Genomic DNA, 18,627 nt, shown 5'->3' with positions numbered 1-18,627 from the left:
TACAATTTATTCGCATATAAAAAAGCCCTATCTCAAATAGGGCTCGTTGTTTGATGAATTTTATTTGTCCTCCAAAATATGTTTAGCCGCTTCTAGTGCTGAAGCTGCTTTAGGCCATCCGATATAAAAACTAAGATGAGTGATGACTTCAATCAATTCGTTCTTGGTGACACCATTTTCTTTGGCAAGATGTAAATGGTATTCCAGCTGATTCAGACTGCCCGTACTTACTAAAGCTGAGACTGTAATCATACTGCGATCTCTAAGAGAAAGTTCCTCCCTTCTCCATAAATCTCCAAAGAGAACTTTTTCTGAATACTCAACAAATGCTGGAGCAAAATCTCCGAGAGTGAATTTTACAGTTTGCTTGATTGGTTGATGCATAGCTATTTCCCCTTTCAATCGTTCCGTTACTTGATCATCTGCGCAAGCCCTTCTCCAAAGGACCAATTTTCCAAGCCTGTCTCAATCAGCATAATGAATACATTTTCTTTTGATATATGGAGTTTGTTATACAACTGGTCAGCTATTTCCTTATATAAAGATTGCTTCTGTCCCTCGGTTCTTCCTGAACCACATGTAATTTGGATATATAAAAGACGATGATCTCTTTCATGACGAACAAGATAATGGGGATCAAAAAAAAATTCTTCTTTCTTATGTGAACTGAATACCTGAAAGTAGTCTTTTTTAGGAACTTGAAATTCTTTTATCAGAGCCTTCATGATCGTTTGGCTAATAGAAGTTAAGCTTTCTTTATCGTACTCATCTTCCATATAATTGACTTTTACAAATGGCATGTATGTCATCTCCCTTTTTCTGTCTCACTTCATTTTACATCCCAATACTCGTTTTATATAATTGAATAATATATAAAAATGTATTCATATATCGAATGGAGAATATTAGAAATGGACCTAAAAGAGTTAAAAGCATTTCAAGCCGTGATTCAGGAAGGGACCTTCTCAAAAGCCGCTCAAAAATTGAATTATGCACAGTCGACCATAACGAATCAGATTAAACGATTAGAAAAGGAGTTAGGATTTCAATTGTTTGTAAGAGGATGGGAGGCTGAATTAACCCCTTCAGGACAATTGTTTGCCAAAGAGATTGATCAGTTGATACTCCATTGGCATTTTGTATTAGAGCAATCACAAAAACTCCAAAAAGAAGAAATCGGAACCTTGAATATAGGCGTCATAGAACCAATTGCTGTCTCTATTCTTCCTTCCGTCCTTCAAACATTCAGAAAGCAAAAACCGAATATCACATGCCACTTTATCATCGGTAATACAGATTTCCTTCACAAGCAGCTCCTCCAGGGGGAGATCGATTTTGCTATTGCAGGGGAACCTGTGATGAACACACTTCCGTTTGAGGAGTTGTACAAGGAGGAAATGTCTTTTATTATTGCAAAACAGCAGGCAGATCAAGTTGGAACGATCTCATTGATCAAGGAACTTTATGAACAGCCTCTGATCATAGGCGGGGAAAGTTGTTTATATCACATGAAGTTACAAAAGGAACTTTCAAGAATAAATGTGGAGCCCTTCACTTATACCGTCAGCCAGATTTCAGCCATTCCATCATTTCTAAAGGGATTTCCCTCTGTCGGCGTCGTCCTTTCCTCTACCCCATTATCAGACGAGTTTGTGAAAATTCCAATTGAAATGGAGGACCCTTTTATCCCGATAGGAGTCTTAACTCATAAGGACCCCCATCTCTCTCTGGAAAACACCAAGCAGCTGCTGCTTAATCTATTTCGTCAAGAAGCGGAGCAATTCACATGCTCGTGATCTCGTATCAAAAACAAAAAACCTAGATTTCATACATCTAGGTTTTTTAATCTTTCAAGCCATTTCAAGATCGCTCCACTTTTAAAGAAATTGAATATGGCTCCCTCACTAAATCGCTCAGCTCTCAAAACCCCCATGATGAGAGCAAGTACACACTGTGCATTTAAATTTGAAATGTCCACATGCTCCATATCGTTCGTTCCCCATTCAATGCCATTTTCTTTGAGGATTTCTCTATAGTGGATAAGTTCCATTTCTTGATGCTGTTCTGCAAAGGTATAGACATCTTCAATAAAGCGTTGGACCGTTTCTGAATAATTCACAAAAGGCATCTGGATTGGGCGTTCAGCTATTCCATCATTTTCTTGATCGATCACCCATTCTCCGATATGATCCTCCTGAAGCTTCGGTATGTATTTTGTCAGAATCTCAAATTGACTCATCGTTATCCTCCTCTATTTTTTTAGAATGCTTTCAAGTCCGACAATAATAAAAGGAAACATTTTCAGGCCATGTATCGTGCATACAGGAATGACATTAGTTCAGAATTAAGCTGGAGCCTTCAAATAGATCGAAGGCTCCATTTCCAACTAAATTGCTTTAGCTAAAATCATAAATCGGTGTTGTTTTGCGTCAAAATAACCCTTTTGTTCAATGGTTTTATGAATGGTGTATAATTCATCCTTGAAATTACTTATTTCAAAACCTGGCACTTGCCAAGGAATTGCTTTTAGATAATACACCAATGCTCCGATATCATAAAATCTTAGAATGGGGAACTCTTCAGCACTTTTCAACACCTCAAAATGATTCTCCTGTATCTCTTTTAAAGCTAGCTTTAAGTTCCAATCAATAAATTCTTCATTTATTGGTACCCTTAGATTCTCATTAATCTCTATGCAATCGAGTCCACCGACTTGTTGAGTTAGAAAAATACCTTCTTTCGAGATAATTCTTCTCACCTCTTGAGATGAAAATGACTCATGTTGATTGATGATAAGATTAAATTTTCCAGTCTCAAACGGCAAATTTTCATCATTAGAAATTTGAACTACCTTAACTCCTAAAGGGGTTAATCGTTCTTTTGCGACAGGTACATTAGGTAAGTAACCTTCTGTAGCATAAACTGATGTTGGAAAAGGTCTTAATTTTGATAAAAACTCTCCACCACCTGTTCCCATGTCCAGCATTGATTTTGCACTTTGAACAAGAGAAGTAGCTATACTACCATATGACCATGAAAGCAACTCACTTTTCATTCTTCCAGTTTCAGATATGAATGAGAAATCCCACCCAACAAAAGGTTCATCTGCTTGTTTTATAAATGAAGAAAACTGTTTGTCATTCATCATAATCCCTCCAATTATCATTTTGCAGTTTTAATGATTAAATAATAGGTGGGCCTCTTACGAATATATAAAGTTGTTATATTTCATGTTCTTTTAGTCTCATATTCAATAACTCCCTGTAAGAATCTTGATTTTTGACATTCATTCCAAAATTCATTCAACTGATATTTGAGTAAGACATGATTTTGTTTGAGAATCGAGAGTTCATGATGGATGTCTCATTATAGAGGTCTAAGTACAATGATAGAAGAGAATACGAAAAAAGAGCTTAGGAAAAAATAGATTGTTAGTTAAAGTAAAACCCCTCCTGTTGGAAGGGTTTTTTCATTTAGTTACTGCCTTTTCTATTGCTGTTTTCGGTCCACCAATTTCGTCTGCTGTGGGTCCATATATAGTTGGAATCGTTTGAATGCATTTTGGTCTATCATAGCTGTCATTCCCTTTTTATTTAAGAGATAAAGACACTACACACTCCACATGAGCCGTATGCGGAAACATATCCACTGGTTGCATGTATTCGATTTTGTAGTCTTTTGACATGTATTCAAGGTCTTTTGCTAGTGTGGATGGGTTGCAAGAGACGTAGACAAAGCGTTTTGGTTTGACTTGTTTGACGGTGTCTAAGAAGGTGCGCTCGCAGCCGGTTCTTGGCGGGTCGACGACGATGACGTCAGGACGGAAGCCTTCTTTGACCCATTTTGGCAGCCAATGTTCAGCTGTTCCTGTCACATAGGTTGCGTTTTTCAGGCCGTGTTTTTTGGCATTTTTCTTCGCGTCATCAATTGATTCTTTGATGACATCCATTCCTCTTACTTCTTTTGCGCCATCTGAAAGCCACATCCCAATGGTCCCAACGCCGCAATACGCATCGACAACCTTTTCTTTGCCTGTCAGTTTGGCCGCTTTTTTCGCTTCATCGTAAAGCTTTAGCGTCTGCTTCGGATTCAATTGGAAGAAAGCACGTGCACTCAATTCAAATGAGACGTCTCCTAAAAATTCTTGAATGACCATATTGCCAGCTAGGTGAGATGTTTTATGGCCGAAGATGACTGACGTTTTTTCGCCATTGATATTGTGCATAATAGACGTCACTTCTGGCAGACGTTTTTGAATGGCTTCGGCGATTTCTTTTTTCTTTGGAAACTCAGGCTTTGATGTGACAAGGACGACTTGGACTTCACCTGTTTCAAAGCCAACACGCACAACAATCGAGCGCACGTCGCCTTTTCTTGTCCGCTCGTTGTAGACAGATACGCCGAATTTCTCTAAAGTTTTGCGGACGACGCCTGTTGTTTTGTTCGTTTTCGGATGCTGGACGATACATTCCTTGATTGGGACAAGTTTATGGGAATTCAGCCCATAAAGCCCTGCGATGATGTCGCCGCTATGTGATCTTCCGACTTGGAACTGACTTTTATTCCGATAGTGCCATGGATCTTCCATACCGATTGTTGGTCTAATGTCGATCTTTTCAACCGACAGCTTTGTATGACGCTCCATTGATTGAATGACAATATCGCGTTTTTCCTTTAACTGCTGCTCATACGCCAAATGTTGAAGCTGACAGCCGCCGCACTCTTCGTATACTGGGCATGGCGGTTTGACTCGATGTTCTGAGCGCTTGCGGACTTTCCTCACCGTACCTTCTGCATATTTCGCTTGAACATTCGTTGCTTCAACTACTACTTCCTCACCTGGAAGTGCACCTGGGACAAAGACCACTTGCTTTTTAAAATAACCGACCCCTTCCCCATTAATTCCAAGGCGTTTAATGGTAAGCGGGAACTGCTGTCCCTTTTGCAGAAGGGCTCCTTGCTGTTTTTCTTTCACGTTTATTCTCTCCGTTCTATTTAAACCTTTATCAGTTGTCCTCATTTTATTCCATCTGAATAGTATATCACGACTTGGACGAAGAGCGAAAATGCCTTTCAATTATTTATCTGTCTCTATACTTCTCCATAAATAAAGGGAGGCGTAGCTTAAATACGGTGCCCACTCCTTGCTTAAAACTGCCATCTCTTCTTTTGTTGGCTTTTCTGGCAGGTCAAAGTGACGTTTGATCGCATTTTGAATCCCGATATCTGCCATTGGAAAGAGATTTGGTCTTCCAAGTCCATTCATGAGGACATTTTGAACCGTCCAAGGTCCAATCCCTCTAATCGGAAGCAGACGTTCTTCAATTTCAATATCCGTTAAGTCGTGTAATTCTTCTAAATTCAGAGAGCCGCTCACTATTCGCTTTGAGACATCAATCACATATTCCGCTTTTCGCTGACTGAATTGCAGTTTTCTCAAATCATCGGTTTCAAGTGATGCAATGGTTTCCGGTAAAGGGTCAAACCAAACGCCGTCGATTTGCTCACCATACGTATGAACAAACCGTTTCGTCAGCTCATAAGCAAATGCAAGATTGAGCTGTTGATGAATGATGCATTTCATCAAGCAATGATATAGATGGAAATCCAGCATAAGCGGCGTTCCGATATGACGTTCAAAAATGGGCGCAAGATTTGTTTGAGCAAAATGGTCATGCACGGCATGTAATTGATGCTCCATGCCAAATATCCGCTTCACCTCAGAAAGGATGGCTTCCTCCGGCCCGTTAGCCTGTACCCGGAACGAAGGTGCTTCTTTTGTTCCTGTCGCTTGAACGACTGCAATGTACGGTTTATGATTCAGCCTCATCGGTACTTTGATTTCTCTTTTATCCAGATCGACCGCCTTTAATGGATCGCTCGACAAACGTCTCAGCACTTGATCGAAGTGATAGGGCGGTTCAACCAATAGGTGTTTTTCCCACATGTTTTTCCTCTTCCTTTCTGTCAACACACGCAGATGTGATTGTTTCACTTTGCATGAATGATTCTCTATATTGAATACTTTTAAATATAAAGAGTACAAGAATTTATCAGTTATATCTTCCTTATTTATGGTCATTCTCCTTTTGGATAGATGAAAATTTTTAGTCGAATTTAGCTAAAATTCGACAGCAATCTTCAACATTTTAGGATCATTTTCCTTAAATTAGAAATAGAACCTATGGGTGATATCTTCTATTCCAAAAATATTTGTATAATTATGACATATCAAGGAGGTGAACAAAGGAATTAGCGGATTAGGCAATCATTTGTTTCATCTTGCAGGAACATATTTACCTCATTGATAACCGGCTTCACCTAGTTTCACGTTTTACTAAAAGAAGACCCAAAATTTAAAAACAAAGGAGATCCGACCAATGAAAAAAACAATTCTTTCTGTTGCCCTTGCCACTGCTGTTTCTTCGACACTACCAGTATTCGCTGACGCTGCTGAGCAAAAAACTGCTCCAGTTTCAACAACTATTCAGCAAACTGTGTTAAACAAAGCTGCTGAAGGTAAAGCAACGACAAATGCGACAAATGTTAACATTAACTTTGACGTACTTGGAATTGCCAATGCATTAATTAATGCTGCAAATGCTAACACAAACCGTGAAGGCTTTGTCAAAGGATTAATGGAGTCTGCTTTCTATGCTGCTGGCGCAAAATACAATGTTATGGTATTTAACTTAAGCCAAGGCTATGAGACTCGTTTCAACGGTGTTAAAACGTTTGCTACTGTTAAATACGGAAGCATTACGTACGGAGTTTGGGTATTTGAAAATGGATCTTTCACAAACAAAGGTGATGGCGGTTACATCAACTGGGCATTTAGAGGTTGGTTCGACCGTAACGGTGGTTTCGTCAACTTCCGTCGTCCTTAATTCTCGCTTTATCCATCAATCATACACGCACATTGGACCGATCTCAGCGATGAGATCGGCTTTTTTATGGTGAAAACGTATAAGTTCACCGCTGCTGCTTCATGATATAATGCAAGTCTGGAGGGGTGCACATGCTGAAAAAACTTGCAGTGACAAAAAACGGCGACTTGATTGAACATGCAACATTGCAGCAGCTTTCAAGCCCCGATATTGCCTGGTATTGGATTGATTTTTATGCGCCAACGGAAAAGGAAGCAGCACTGTTAAAGGAATTTTTTCAGTTCCATCCGCTTGCGATTGAAGATTGCTTCCATTATTTACAGCGGCCGAAGCTTGATTTTTATGAAGGGTATTTATTTTTCGTTCTTCATGCCCTCAATCAAAAAACACTTCGATCTGAGGAAGTCGACCTGTTTGTTGGAGAAAACTATATCGTTACTTTTCATTTGAAGGAAGCACCCTACATTGATCGAGTCATTCGAAAGCTCAAAGGGTCTGATAAAGCACGAGAGAGCGGTCCAGAGCATATGGCTTATATGCTGATTGACCAGCTCGTCGATGATTATTTTCCTATTATTTATCAAATTGAGGACAGGCTCAATGAAATCGAGGATGAAGAAGGGCATAAAACGTATGGTACATTAATGAACGAAGTATTCGGGATTCGATCCGATTTGCTCAAACTGCGCAGAACCATTATCCCGATGAGGGACCTCTTATATCGAATTGTGAACACGAATATGATGAAAAGCGATGCAAACCGGCAAGCATATTTTAATGATATTTATGATCATCTATTGAAACTAACAGAGATCGTTGAGTCAAACCGTGATATGACAGCCGATTTACGAGACAGCTATCAAACACTAAATTCCAATCGAATGAATGCCATCATGATGACACTGACCATTGTTTCGACGATTTTTATTCCACTGACCTTTATTGTTGGGGTGTATGGGATGAACTTTGATAACATGCCTGAATTACACTGGAAATATGGCTATTTTGGCGTACTGATTTTCATGGGTTTGCTTGTCTCAGGGATGCTTTTGTGGTTTAAACATAAAGGATGGTTTAGGATTTTCAAATAGTTTTTTGAGAGAAGTACTTGAAAGGGAGATACTATGGAAAACTGGATTCCACTGACAGACAAAGAACTAAAGTACGCATGGAAAACATTTGATCAAAAGTTTAAATTTAACCCAAGCATCTCTCGCTTTCCCGGTTTTCAAGCACCATCTCCTTACATCACATATGATATCTCTGCTTATTTCGAGGACCCTTCTCTCCTAAGTGGGGATGAAGACCTTGAAAAGAAGGCACTGCTGTCTTTTCAGGAGAATATCACCGGAACGGACGAATATATGCAGGTACTTGATTGGCAGCACGAATGCTATTGGATTACACCATACGGCTCATTTGAAAAAGATGAATTTGGAGAATGGAGAGTTCCTGTGCTCCCAAATGGGGATTACTATTTCTTTTTATCGAAAGAGATGACCTGGGGTTTACTAGGACATCCTTGGGAGCAAAGCATCACGATTTTCGGTGAGGGCTTGATTGACTCCTTTACTCGTCATCGTCCCCTTTTGTTCCAGCGTAAAATAAGAGAAGGATAAGTCAAAAAGCTTGCAGTGTCTGCAAGCTTTTTCTATAGCTGAGGGAGATGCCATACTTTTTCAAGCATGAGATCGTCTAAGCTTTTAAAGGTATATCCTTGTTTTTTTAAAGCAGTGATGGCATCATCAAGTGCCTCGGCATTGTCCCTTGAGACGGTATGAAGTAAGTAAATGGCACCCGGATGCGCCTGTTTCATCATTTGATTGTACGCATACTGTTTTCCTTTTTGATGGTGGATGTGCCAATCTACAAACGCTACTGACCAGAAAACGGTTTGGTAGCCAAGCTGTTTCGTTTCCTTTAGTACCCTTTCACTGAACACTCCGCGCGGTGGACGAAGGTAGAGGTTATCTTGTTTTCCTGTGATTTTGTATACCGCTTCATTGACACGATCTAGCTCTTCTTTGATTTCTTTCGTGCTCTTTGTTGTTAAATCTGGATGGTGATAGGAATGGTTGCCAATAATATGACCTTCCTCTGCCATACGTTTGATGAGCTTAGGCTGGTCCTTTACGAAGTGCCCAGTCACAAAAAAGGTGCCCGGTACTTGATGTTTTTTCAGCACGTCCAAGATTTTGGGTGTGTATCCATTCTCATAGCCATTGTCGAATGTAAAATAAATCTCTTTCTTTTTCGTATTTCCTAAATAGAAAGCATCATATTTCTTTAAGAGTGTCGTCAGTTCCTTGCCGGCATCTGCTGGCTTGTGCTCTTTGCTTTTAGCAAATCCCCAATGAATCGGCTGATTAGACACGGCTTCTAGGTTGGAAAAAGGCATCGATACAAAAAGCGCACATAAACAGATCAGTATGCATTTTTTCATTTACGTCACTTCCCGGTTTTTCTTCTATTGTGCAGAATATACCGGGTACTCATACACTTTTTGACCTGCCAATTTAAAGAAAAAAGCCCGCATCAGCGCGAGCTATTCTTCCTTCCAATCGGTTTTAAACCGTTCATATTTCGCTTCCAGGTCGTCAATCATCTGGATGAGTCTGTCTATATCCTCAACGTCTGTGGATTCAGGATCTAATGAATCAATCACATTCATAAACATATCTAATCGGTTCTTTAAATAATCAACCTGCTGCTCTTTGCTGTCTGCTGCCTTGCCCATAGATACACTCCCTTTAGCATTTGTTTATAGCTTATCTTTTTTTCCTTTGTAAATCAATTGTGTCCCCTCTTGCGTATAACGGTGATGGGGCTTAAAATTAACTGTTGGCGGGTCTATGTTTGCCCGAATGAAAAGGAGATAGATACCATGAACCAAAAAACTGCACTTCGTCCGATTACACCTGCATTCGACCCTTGGGAAGCCTATCTCGATGTGCAGGATTACGGAGAAATGAAGCTGACAAATATTGAATTGACGACAACGACGTTGTGTAACATGAGATGTGAGCACTGTGCGGTTGGCTATACTTTGCAGCCAAAAGATCCGAATGCACTGCCACTCGATTTACTGCTTCGCCGTTTAGATGAAGTACCGCTCTTGCGTTCCCTTAGCATTACAGGCGGAGAGCCGATGCTGTCTCTGAAATCTGTACGGGAATATGTCGTTCCTTTATTAAAGTATGCCCATGAACGCGGCGTCCGTACCCAAATTAATTCGAATTTAACACTTGATTTGGCTCGATATGAAGAGATTATTCCATACTTGGATGTCCTACACATTTCACATAACTGGGGGACGGTCGAAGAGTTTGCTACGGTTGGTTTTGCAATGATGGACCGAAAGCCAACCTTTGAGCAGCGTGAGAAATTGTTTAACCGCATGATTGAGAATAGTCAGGCCCTTGTGAAAGCGGGTGTAACCGTATCTGCTGAAACGATGCTGAATAAGCGTACGCTTCCTTATATTGAACACATTCATCGTCAAATCGTGGACGAGATGAAATGCCAGCGCCACGAAGTTCATCCGATGTATCCAAGTGATTTTGCGAGCGCCCTTGAATCATTGTCGCTTCCACAAATGCGGGATGCGATTCATCAGTTGCTCGATGTTCGTGATGAGAACACATGGATGCTGTTTGGCACATTGCCATTTTATTCATGCAGCACAGATGAAGAAGACCAGCGCCTCTTGACTCGATTGCGTCAAGCGAAAAATGTGACAGTACGAAATGACCCTGATGGCCGTTCACGGTTGAATGTGAATATTTTTGATGGGAATATTATTGTGACAGACTTTGGCGATACACCACCATTAGGAAATATTGAAACCGATACGTTGCAATCAGCTTATACACGCTGGATGAACACAAAATTGGCAAAAGAACTGAATTGTCATTGCCCAAGTGTGCAATGCCTTGGTCCGAATGTTCTTGTGAAAAACAGTTATTATCAAGATGTTGATTTTACTTCTCGTACAGCCAGGGGGTAACCGATAGATGGACGAAACATTTCTGACAGTGGTCAAGAACAAATACATTGAAATTCTCCTTGTTGGCTTCATTCTTTGGCTTGCCGTCTTTATGATCAACAAAGCGCTTCAGATTTTCTTTAAACGAACTGAATTCATTGAAGATAAAAAGAAAAAAACGATTGAGAGCTTGGTCAAATCGGTTTCAAAGTATACAGCTTCCATATGTTTTGTCTTATATGTGATTTCTCTATTTTTTCATGACTTTGGGAAGATTCTTGCGGGGGCTGGTGTTGCTGGAATTGTCATTGGTTTTGGCGCTCAGACCTTGATTCGTGATATTTTAGCCGGCATCTTCCTCATTTATGAAAGGCAAATTCATAAAGGTGATTATGTGACGGTCAATAATCTTTTTAACGGAACCATTGAAGAAATTGGTCTCCGGTCTTTGCAAATTAGAGAATGGAGCGGCAAGCTTTTAACCATTTCAAACGGAGACATTCGTCAAATCCAAAACTACAATATGCACTACATGCGTATCACAGAGTCAGTCTTGATCAGCGCAAACCAAAATCCTGATATTGCTTTCAAGGCGCTAGAAACAGCATGTGATCAGTTAAATCAAATGCATCATGATTTACTGAAAAAAGATGAATTCCAAAACGCCATTGAACCTTTTCAGGTTCATGGCATTATGGGGCTCAATAAATTGAATCGCGGGATTGAGATCACCGTAAAAGGAATGGTCGAGGATGAAAAATACTTCGAAGCCGCCCTCGCTGTGCGAAAAGAAATGATCACACAACTTCATCAGCATGATGTGAAATTGCTTGAGGATCTCGTCTATCCACAGCCTGCAAAATAACCTCATTTGTGATGGGGTTATTTTTTTGATTGTTTTTAGTTAACCGGTTAATTATAATATTATATAGTTAACCAATTAACTAAAAGGAAGGATGTTTACATTGAGAAAAACTGAAGCGATTTTTTTTATTAAGCAAATGTATCAAGAGGTGTTAATCCAATTAGATATAGAAAAGGTGGAGACTTATTTTTCTTCAGATTATCAGCAAGTCACTGATGGAAAGGTCTCTTCCCTTGAAGAATTTAAAAAGCATCTCTCCACATTAAAAGTCATGACCAAACAGCTCGACATCCCCGCCTTTCATGATATGTTGTTTGATGAAGAGACTCAGCAAGGGTGTTTTCGTTACACTGTACATGTTGAGCTGTCCACAGGAGACCACGGTCTAATAGATGTGATGGCGTTATTTACTTTATTAGATGGTAGAATCATTCGGTGTGATGAGCTGACTAGACCGCATGAGAAAAATAAGACGCTTGAACAACTTGGACATATCAGCTAAGAAATTCCTTTCATTTCAGCCCTCTTACTTCTATCCTCTTGACTGATTCATGTATAATAGAAAGCAGATTGATTTCATGCAGCATGGGGACCCTCATACTGTGTATTTACTAATTGAAAGAGAGTGAATAAGATGGGTCGTAAATGGAACAACATTAAAGAAAAGAAAGCATCAAAGGATGCCAATACAAGTCGTATTTACGCAAAATTCGGGCGTGAAATCTATGTGGCTGCCAAGCAAGGTGAGCCAAATCCAGAATCAAACCAAGCACTTCGTTTTGTCCTAGAACGTGCAAAAACATATAGTGTCCCAAAACACATTGTGGACCGTGCGATTGAAAAAGCAAAAGGCGGCGCAGAAGAGAACTTCGATGAGCTGCGTTACGAAGGATTTGGTCCAAACGGATCTATGGTGATCGTTGATGCCCTGACCAATAACGTCAACCGCACAGCGTCTGATGTTCGTGCAGCATTTGGGAAAAACGGCGGAAATATGGGCGTCAGTGGATCTGTTGCTTACATGTTTGACCAAACAGCGGTGATCGGTGTCGAGGGGAAAAGTGAAGAAGAAACGCTTGAACTTTTAATGGAAGCAGACATTGATGTACGTGACATTATGGAAGAAGATGATACGGTGATCGTCTACGCTGAACCAGATCAATTCCATCAAGTTCAAGAAGCGTTCAAACAGGCAGGCGTAGAAGAATTTACTGTAGCCGAAATCACAATGCTGCCTCAAAACGAAGTGACATTAGATGATGAATCGAAAGCACAATTTGAAAAACTCATCGATGTATTAGAAGAGCTTGAAGACGTGCAGCAAGTTTATCATAATGTGGATTTAGGGGAATAATCAGCTAAGCCATCGTAGTTGTTGGATTCATTCAACTTCCGCGTTGGCTTTTTTATTGTCTAGGTAAGGTTTACGTTCTACTCAAGACCATGTAATATGAAGAAACAGTCGTTTCCACAAATAACCAAGGAGCTGAGTTTCATTTTTAAAACATGGTGGTTTTCGTATTATGGCTTTATGATCCTCCCTTTTATTGGCCTATGCTTAATTTTCAACAATTTGACGATATTCACTAAAGTCTTTCTCTTTCTTTTCTTTGTATGGTTTTTATATAACGCCTTTGATTTTTACATTCATGAAATGAAAAAGAAAAAAGATAGGACATCTTAATCAAAAAACAGTCATCTCCCCTTGGTAAGAGGAGATGACTGTTTTTAATTCATCCCTTGAAACCCAAACGTCAGGTGATCCTGAACAGGAATCCAAGCGCCGATTCCTTGTGAGGTCACATTTTTTACGACAAGTTTGCGTTTATTTCCCTTGAGCACAAGATACACTTCTCCGTAAGTAACCTTTCCTTTTTCGTTAATGGCTGGAGCGTATGCATGCAGGGATGCTGCTTTTTTCGGAGATACGTGGTAGGACTGATCTCGCTTTGTTCCTGCACCAATCACTGTGTCGAAGGCGAGCGGAAGTTTTGTTTTTTGGATGGCTTTTTGCATCATCAATGTTTTCACATCTTCTGGGTTTGGTACTTTTGCTGTGAGCCCTCCACTTACTTTTACTTGTTGCTTTTGCACATATTTGCCGATGGCTGTTTTGTTTCCGCCTCTATTATCAATGTGATTCGTGTTCACTTTTTTGTATTCCCAATTGGCGACGGTTTCGTTTGAATCATAGCTAAGTGCCCATCTTCCAAGAAAAATCGTTGCCCTGTAGCCAACTGCTAGCGGTGTACCTGATATACTGGATTCATTCAGCATTTTAATTAAATGTGTATTTTCAATTGGTACACTTGTTGTTTTAAATAATTCGGCCGTCAGCTCGCTCGGCTGTAGCAGCGGTTGATCTTGTGACGCATTTGGATACGTATTTTCCTTTGAGATACTGGCGACAGACGATGGCACCTTAAACGGCTTTGCTGCCTCGGCTGGAAAACTGTATAGGAAACTTAAGGATAAGAGAACAACAAACATGATGCGGGGCATCTTTTTCATATCATCACTCTTTCTCATTCATTTTTCCATAGTATTTTCCCGAAAGACGTCCCTTATCCACAAAAGATTATAAAAGGAAAAATCCAATCGCCATAATGAAATAGGCAGCGAGCAATGTAGCACCTTCAAACCAGTTCGTATCCCCATCATTTGAAAGGATCACGGTTAGTAAAACAGAGGATGCCATGGCAATGAGTTCTGGTAATGAGAAGATCAGTGGCATTTGCTTTTCAAAAAACAGAGAGCTGATCACAAGGATCGGTGCGACCATCATGGCGACTTGAAGCGTAGAACCGAAAGCAATTTCGACCGCGACATCCATTTTGTTTTTATACGCCATAATGACAGCAGATGCGTGTTCTGCTGCATTACCGACAATCGCAACAATGATGACCCCGATAAACAGTTCACTCCAGCCAAACTGTTCTCCGACTGTGTCAAATGTATGGACGAGCCGCTCTGAAATATACGCCACAGCAATTGTCGCAAGGAGTAAAATCGCCGTGGCAAACTTCCCAGACCATTCTAGTGTTTCTTCTTCCGTCGCTGCTTCTCCTTCCGTAATTTCCTGCTTGGCAACATAAACACCTCTGTGGCTGACCAGTTTGAAATAGAGTGCTGCGACATAAAGCAAAATCATCACGATGCTAATGCCGATACTTAAAACAAATTGACGATCTTCTGCCATCCCTATGGAAAAGACTTCTGGAATGACAAATGCCACAATAATCGCAAACATAAGCAGCCCAGAGTTATGCCTTGCATCGTGGACATTGAACTCTTGTCGTTTAAATTTCAATCCGCCAACGAAAAAAGACAATCCAGCCACGAGCAGTAAATTGCCGATCACTGAGCCAGTGAGTGAAGCAAGGACAATGGCGGTGAGTCCTTGTTTTAATGCAAAAAATGAAATGATTAATTCCACTGCATTTCCAAAAGTAGCGTTTAATAACCCACCAATTCTTGGTCCCGCTATAATGGCAAGACTCTCTGTCGCTCTTCCCATATAACTTGCAAGACCGATGATGGCGATACAATAGACGGCGAACATGACAGCCTGCGGAAAATGAAGAAAACTACCAATTACAGATAATGGAACACCGATTGCGACAATCACAAGAAACAAACGATTCATACAGCCAATCTCCTTTACATCATATCTGACTGTTATTCTTTCGTGAGTGCCGGCATCATATACATTTAGATTCGTTCGTGTGAAAGGGTGATATCAATCGTTCCTTTCACGGATTGCACCATGGAGCAATGCTTCAACGCAAGTTTCATTACTTTTTCCAGCTGTTCATCAGAGGTGCTGATGCTTTCAAAGATCATATGTAAATGAATATGAGTGATTTTGTTTACAGTTCCTTCTCTTGTCGTTTCAGGCGTAATGGTCAGTCCTTGATAGGATATTCGTTTTTTCCGGCATACATGAATGACCATTTCTCCAAAACAGCCCGCAATAGCCGAGGTGAACAATTGATACGGCCTGTATCCCGCTTCTTCATTTCCTGAAATATGTAGCTGCCTTTGATCAGCATTAGCGACCCACCGATCATTTTCGTATATCAGCTTCATTCCTTTTCCACCTTTCTATTGAAACCCCTATGGTTCCATTGTACGATGAAAGCATGAACTTGTAAGGAGCTTCTTATGTCGAGAATTCATTTTATGATTTTAATTTTACTTGTATCCGTATCTGGTTTTTCACAGGGAGCGTTACTGCCAGTTATTTCGATTATTTTCGAACATGCCGGCACTTCCCCGACGTTAAACGGACTGCATGCCACAGGCTTATATCTCGGCGTGCTGCTTGCGTCTCCTTTTATGGAAGCGCCGCTGCGCCGCTTCGGATTTAAACCATTGATCGTCATTGGGGGCGCTGCTGTCTTTTTAAGTTTATTTAGCTTTGTCTTTATTGAATCTTATGTCGTCTGGTTCTTCTTGCGGCTGATGATCGGCATCGGTGATCATATGCTTCATTTCTCCACACAGACGTGGGTAACCTATGCCTCATCATCTAGAAATCGCGGGCGAAATATTTCATTGTATGGGTTATCCTTTGGACTCGGTTTTGCCGCTGGCCCTTTTTTAACACCGCTCATTGAAATCAATCCATCCTTGCCGTTTATTGTGTCTGGTGCAGTTAGTTTGTGTATTTGGCTGCTTGTGTTTGTTTTAAAAAATACATATCCTGATACAGGTGAGATGCAGACGTCAGAGCAGACAAATAGTTTGAAGCGCTTCAAGAAGGCGTTTCAATTTGGCTGGGTAGCGTTTATGATGCCGTTTTGCTATGGCTTTTTAGAAACGACGCTCAATAGTAACTTCCCTGTGTATGCGCTGAGAAGCGGGGTGACGATAGATGCTGTTGCGTTTATTTTACCTGCGTTTGCGATTGGGAGTATTGTTTTTCAGCTTCCTCTCGGGATGCTGAGTGACCGTTTCGGCAGACGACGCATGATTTTAGTCGTGACACTCGTCGGTTCATTCTTTTTCCTTTTAGCAGGGATTTTCATTCAGTCCGTTTTGGCTGTTGCGATCTGTTTCTTTATCGCAGGTATGGCTGTAGGTTCGACCTTCTCACTTGGCATCAGTTATATGACGGACTTATTGCCAAAGCATCTGCTGCCTGCTGGGAATTTGATGTGCGGGATGGCGTTTAGTGCAGGAAGTATTCTCGGTCCGGTTCTTGGCGGATTCTTTGTGCAGACGTTCGAGGGCATGAATTTACTCTATCTTGTCAGTATCGTGATTTTATTTGTGTTTTGCTGTGTTCGATTTGGGAGGACGCTGGCAGTGGTTGAAAGTAACTAAATGGAGGATCTATTTTGTTTACATTTAACATTTCAAATGACTTAAAATTGGCGTGTTTACAAGTAGCCGATGCAGAGACATTATTTGCACTTATCCAGCAGAATAAAATTCACTTGGGAGAGTGGCTACCATGGGTGAATCACTGTTATCGCATAGAAGATGTTCAATCTTTTATTCAATCTGCCCACACTGCCTATGCTGAACGAAAAGACATAGAAGCGGGTATCGTATTAAACGATCAATTAATTGGGGTGTTCCGCATGACGTTTCAGCATCGGATAGGCAATATTGGGTATTGGATTGGTCAAGATGCACAAGGGCAAGGTATTGTGACCAAAACAGTGAAATGGATGACAGATACTTTTGCTCCTGAAGTCGATGGATTTGAAATCTTTTGTCCTGTTGGTCATGTCAGAAGTGAACGTGTTGCGATGAAAGCAGGGTTTCAGCTCGATCCTCACTATCAGCCAAAGCCTGATGCAACTTTTCTCCTGAAGCGTTATATACGGATATTGAATCATTAAAAACTCCCCTGCACCTATGCAGAGGAGTTTTTTCATCTAGTGATACCCATTTTGCCCATTCGCACTTCCACTGGTTTTGTGCTTTGGCTGATGGCCTTTGTTTTGTTTTGTGTTGCTTCCGCCTTTTTTCGATTGTTTAGACATTCAGTATTCCCCCATCCGTCAAGATTGAACATGTTCGTTCTCCTTTAGGATGCCCGGATTTCTTCACACCTTGCCTGGTACGATTTTACGCTTATGTAAAAGCGCATTGAGCTCGCCGCCGAGGATGATCATAATGCCGGTTAAATAAAACCAGATCATTAATATTATGATTCCCCCAATGCTTCCGTACATCGCACTATAGTTGGCAAATTCGCCTACATAAAATGAGAACAGCATGCTGACGAGAATCCAGCCAACAGATGCAAATATGGCGCCTGGCAGCACAAATTTCAATTTCAGCCTGATATTAGGGGCAAAATAATATAGGGATGTAAAAACAATCAGTAAAATCAGTGGACTAATAATCCATCTCATGGCTGTCCAGATGGTGAGAAACGCATCTGACTGCCCTACTAATTTGGCAACGAATAAGCCAAGCTCTTTTCCAAAGACAGGCAGCATCAAGGCAAAAATAATCGTAAGCACCATCGCAATGGTTAAGATGATCGATGTTAAACGTACGAGAATGAAGGAACGATTTTCCTCAACTTCGTAAGCGTGGTTAAATGCTCTGACAACCGCATTAATGCCGTTGGATGCAGACCAGAGGGCCGCAATAATCCCGAATGACAACAATCCGCCGTTACGGTTATTCAGCGTCTCTTCGGCAATGGATTCAATCATCGAAAGCGCTCCCTCTGGCGCATAACCAGAAATGACGCTTAGAACATCCTTTGATGTCAGCGGCAAATAACCAACAAGTGTCAGCACGAAGATGAGAAACGGAAATAATGAAAGCAAAAAGAAATACGCAAGTTCAGCTGATTTTGCCGGTCCTTCATGCAGCAAAAAGCGTCCAATTAACGCTTTAACAAAACCCATACGCCTCATCTC

General features: G+C 40.8%; 23 protein-coding genes. 10 read left to right on the top strand and 13 right to left on the bottom strand.

Going from position 1 to position 18,627, the window contains the following annotated elements:
- Positions 1 to 60: 60 nt before the first annotated feature.
- The gene (locus KVT11_RS16130) at positions 61 to 384 is read right to left on the bottom strand and encodes a carboxymuconolactone decarboxylase family protein (protein ID WP_046526907.1); all 324 of its coding nucleotides are present in this window, start codon (positions 382 to 384) and stop codon (positions 61 to 63) included.
- 26 nt (positions 385 to 410) lie between these two features.
- Positions 411 to 800, bottom strand: a complete 390-nt coding sequence (locus KVT11_RS16125) for a tautomerase family protein (RefSeq protein ID WP_065460026.1) — start codon at positions 798 to 800, stop codon at positions 411 to 413.
- A gap of 111 nt (positions 801 to 911) precedes the next feature.
- Between KVT11_RS16125 and KVT11_RS16120 the strand changes: the two genes are divergently transcribed.
- Positions 912 to 1,796 (top strand): LysR family transcriptional regulator, encoded by an 885-nt coding sequence (locus KVT11_RS16120; protein ID WP_058214335.1) that lies wholly within the window; start codon positions 912 to 914, stop codon positions 1,794 to 1,796.
- 29 nt (positions 1,797 to 1,825) lie between these two features.
- Here the strand turns inward: KVT11_RS16120 and KVT11_RS16115 are convergent, their stop codons facing one another.
- From KVT11_RS16115 to KVT11_RS16100, 4 genes are all read right to left on the bottom strand, one after another.
- Complete coding sequence (locus tag KVT11_RS16115; RefSeq protein WP_058214336.1) at positions 1,826 to 2,239, bottom strand: DUF6508 domain-containing protein; 414 nt, start codon at positions 2,237 to 2,239, stop codon at positions 1,826 to 1,828.
- Between the two features lie 147 nt (positions 2,240 to 2,386).
- Positions 2,387 to 3,148 (bottom strand): methyltransferase domain-containing protein, encoded by a 762-nt coding sequence (locus tag KVT11_RS16110; RefSeq protein ID WP_377837153.1) that lies wholly within the window; start codon positions 3,146 to 3,148, stop codon positions 2,387 to 2,389.
- 441 nt (positions 3,149 to 3,589) lie between these two features.
- The gene (gene rlmD, locus KVT11_RS16105; RefSeq protein WP_411266128.1) at positions 3,590 to 4,975 is read right to left on the bottom strand and encodes a 23S rRNA (uracil(1939)-C(5))-methyltransferase RlmD; all 1,386 of its coding nucleotides are present in this window, start codon (positions 4,973 to 4,975) and stop codon (positions 3,590 to 3,592) included.
- A gap of 102 nt (positions 4,976 to 5,077) precedes the next feature.
- A complete protein-coding gene (locus KVT11_RS16100; RefSeq protein ID WP_017358802.1) occupies positions 5,078 to 5,947 on the bottom strand; it encodes a DNA-3-methyladenine glycosylase family protein in 870 nt (289 codons plus the stop codon).
- 433 nt (positions 5,948 to 6,380) lie between these two features.
- On the opposite strand from KVT11_RS16100, the gene KVT11_RS16095 reads away from it, so the two are divergent.
- The 3 genes from KVT11_RS16095 (at position 6,381) to KVT11_RS16085 (ending at position 8,506) form a co-directional block, all read left to right on the top strand.
- Positions 6,381 to 6,887, top strand: coding sequence for a hypothetical protein (locus KVT11_RS16095; RefSeq protein WP_007496625.1), 507 nt, complete (start codon positions 6,381 to 6,383; stop codon positions 6,885 to 6,887).
- A gap of 131 nt (positions 6,888 to 7,018) precedes the next feature.
- Positions 7,019 to 7,978: a magnesium/cobalt transporter CorA gene (gene corA / locus KVT11_RS16090; RefSeq protein ID WP_007496624.1), complete on the top strand. Its 960-nt coding sequence runs from the start codon at positions 7,019 to 7,021 to the stop codon at positions 7,976 to 7,978.
- A 33-nt stretch (positions 7,979 to 8,011) separates the two neighbouring features.
- A complete protein-coding gene (locus KVT11_RS16085) occupies positions 8,012 to 8,506 on the top strand; it encodes a DUF2716 domain-containing protein (protein ID WP_099496392.1) in 495 nt (164 codons plus the stop codon).
- Positions 8,507 to 8,538: 32 nt separating this feature from the next.
- Here the strand turns inward: KVT11_RS16085 and pdaA are convergent, their stop codons facing one another.
- Positions 8,539 to 9,330, bottom strand: a complete 792-nt coding sequence (gene pdaA, locus KVT11_RS16080) for a delta-lactam-biosynthetic de-N-acetylase (protein WP_024720249.1) — start codon at positions 9,328 to 9,330, stop codon at positions 8,539 to 8,541.
- 102 nt (positions 9,331 to 9,432) lie between these two features.
- Positions 9,433 to 9,624, bottom strand: coding sequence for an SE1561 family protein (locus KVT11_RS16075; RefSeq protein ID WP_003218031.1), 192 nt, complete (start codon positions 9,622 to 9,624; stop codon positions 9,433 to 9,435).
- Between the two features lie 147 nt (positions 9,625 to 9,771).
- On the opposite strand from KVT11_RS16075, the gene yfkAB reads away from it, so the two are divergent.
- The 4 genes from yfkAB (at position 9,772) to KVT11_RS16055 (ending at position 13,091) form a co-directional block, all read left to right on the top strand.
- Positions 9,772 to 10,893, top strand: a complete 1,122-nt coding sequence (gene yfkAB, locus KVT11_RS16070) for a radical SAM/CxCxxxxC motif protein YfkAB (RefSeq protein WP_017358799.1) — start codon at positions 9,772 to 9,774, stop codon at positions 10,891 to 10,893.
- Positions 10,894 to 10,900: 7 nt separating this feature from the next.
- Complete coding sequence (locus KVT11_RS16065) at positions 10,901 to 11,737, top strand: mechanosensitive ion channel family protein (RefSeq protein WP_061418371.1); 837 nt, start codon at positions 10,901 to 10,903, stop codon at positions 11,735 to 11,737.
- A 100-nt stretch (positions 11,738 to 11,837) separates the two neighbouring features.
- Positions 11,838 to 12,239 (top strand): nuclear transport factor 2 family protein, encoded by a 402-nt coding sequence (locus tag KVT11_RS16060; protein WP_017366831.1) that lies wholly within the window; start codon positions 11,838 to 11,840, stop codon positions 12,237 to 12,239.
- Positions 12,240 to 12,371: 132 nt separating this feature from the next.
- Positions 12,372 to 13,091, top strand: a complete 720-nt coding sequence (locus tag KVT11_RS16055; protein WP_007496614.1) for a YebC/PmpR family DNA-binding transcriptional regulator — start codon at positions 12,372 to 12,374, stop codon at positions 13,089 to 13,091.
- A gap of 374 nt (positions 13,092 to 13,465) precedes the next feature.
- Here KVT11_RS16055 and KVT11_RS16050 read toward each other — a convergent pair whose 3' ends face one another.
- From KVT11_RS16050 to KVT11_RS16040, 3 genes are all read right to left on the bottom strand, one after another.
- Entirely contained in the window at positions 13,466 to 14,248 is a 783-nt protein-coding gene (locus KVT11_RS16050; protein ID WP_017358796.1) for a YfkD famly protein, read from the bottom strand.
- 67 nt (positions 14,249 to 14,315) lie between these two features.
- The gene (gene cax / locus KVT11_RS16045; RefSeq protein ID WP_217609075.1) at positions 14,316 to 15,383 is read right to left on the bottom strand and encodes a calcium/proton exchanger; all 1,068 of its coding nucleotides are present in this window, start codon (positions 15,381 to 15,383) and stop codon (positions 14,316 to 14,318) included.
- Between the two features lie 65 nt (positions 15,384 to 15,448).
- Positions 15,449 to 15,826, bottom strand: a complete 378-nt coding sequence (locus KVT11_RS16040; protein WP_041090698.1) for an OsmC family protein — start codon at positions 15,824 to 15,826, stop codon at positions 15,449 to 15,451.
- A 75-nt stretch (positions 15,827 to 15,901) separates the two neighbouring features.
- On the opposite strand from KVT11_RS16040, the gene KVT11_RS16035 reads away from it, so the two are divergent.
- Positions 15,902 to 17,065 (top strand): MFS transporter, encoded by a 1,164-nt coding sequence (locus KVT11_RS16035; protein ID WP_099496391.1) that lies wholly within the window; start codon positions 15,902 to 15,904, stop codon positions 17,063 to 17,065.
- Positions 17,066 to 17,079: 14 nt separating this feature from the next.
- Positions 17,080 to 17,589, top strand: a complete 510-nt coding sequence (locus KVT11_RS16030; protein ID WP_099496390.1) for a GNAT family N-acetyltransferase — start codon at positions 17,080 to 17,082, stop codon at positions 17,587 to 17,589.
- Positions 17,590 to 17,621: 32 nt separating this feature from the next.
- Here KVT11_RS16030 and KVT11_RS16025 read toward each other — a convergent pair whose 3' ends face one another.
- Positions 17,622 to 17,765: a hypothetical protein gene (locus KVT11_RS16025; RefSeq protein WP_189337204.1), complete on the bottom strand. Its 144-nt coding sequence runs from the start codon at positions 17,763 to 17,765 to the stop codon at positions 17,622 to 17,624.
- 31 nt (positions 17,766 to 17,796) lie between these two features.
- Positions 17,797 to 18,615: a YihY/virulence factor BrkB family protein gene (locus tag KVT11_RS16020; RefSeq protein ID WP_008341753.1), complete on the bottom strand. Its 819-nt coding sequence runs from the start codon at positions 18,613 to 18,615 to the stop codon at positions 17,797 to 17,799.
- Positions 18,616 to 18,627: the final 12 nt, after the last annotated feature.

This window comes from Bacillus sp. GbtcB10, from assembly GCF_019091365.1.
In the GTDB taxonomy this organism is placed as follows: domain Bacteria; phylum Bacillota; class Bacilli; order Bacillales; family Bacillaceae; genus Bacillus; species Bacillus altitudinis.
Note: the sequence above shows the minus strand (reverse complement) of the source record. Positions and strands in the feature narration are given on the sequence as shown.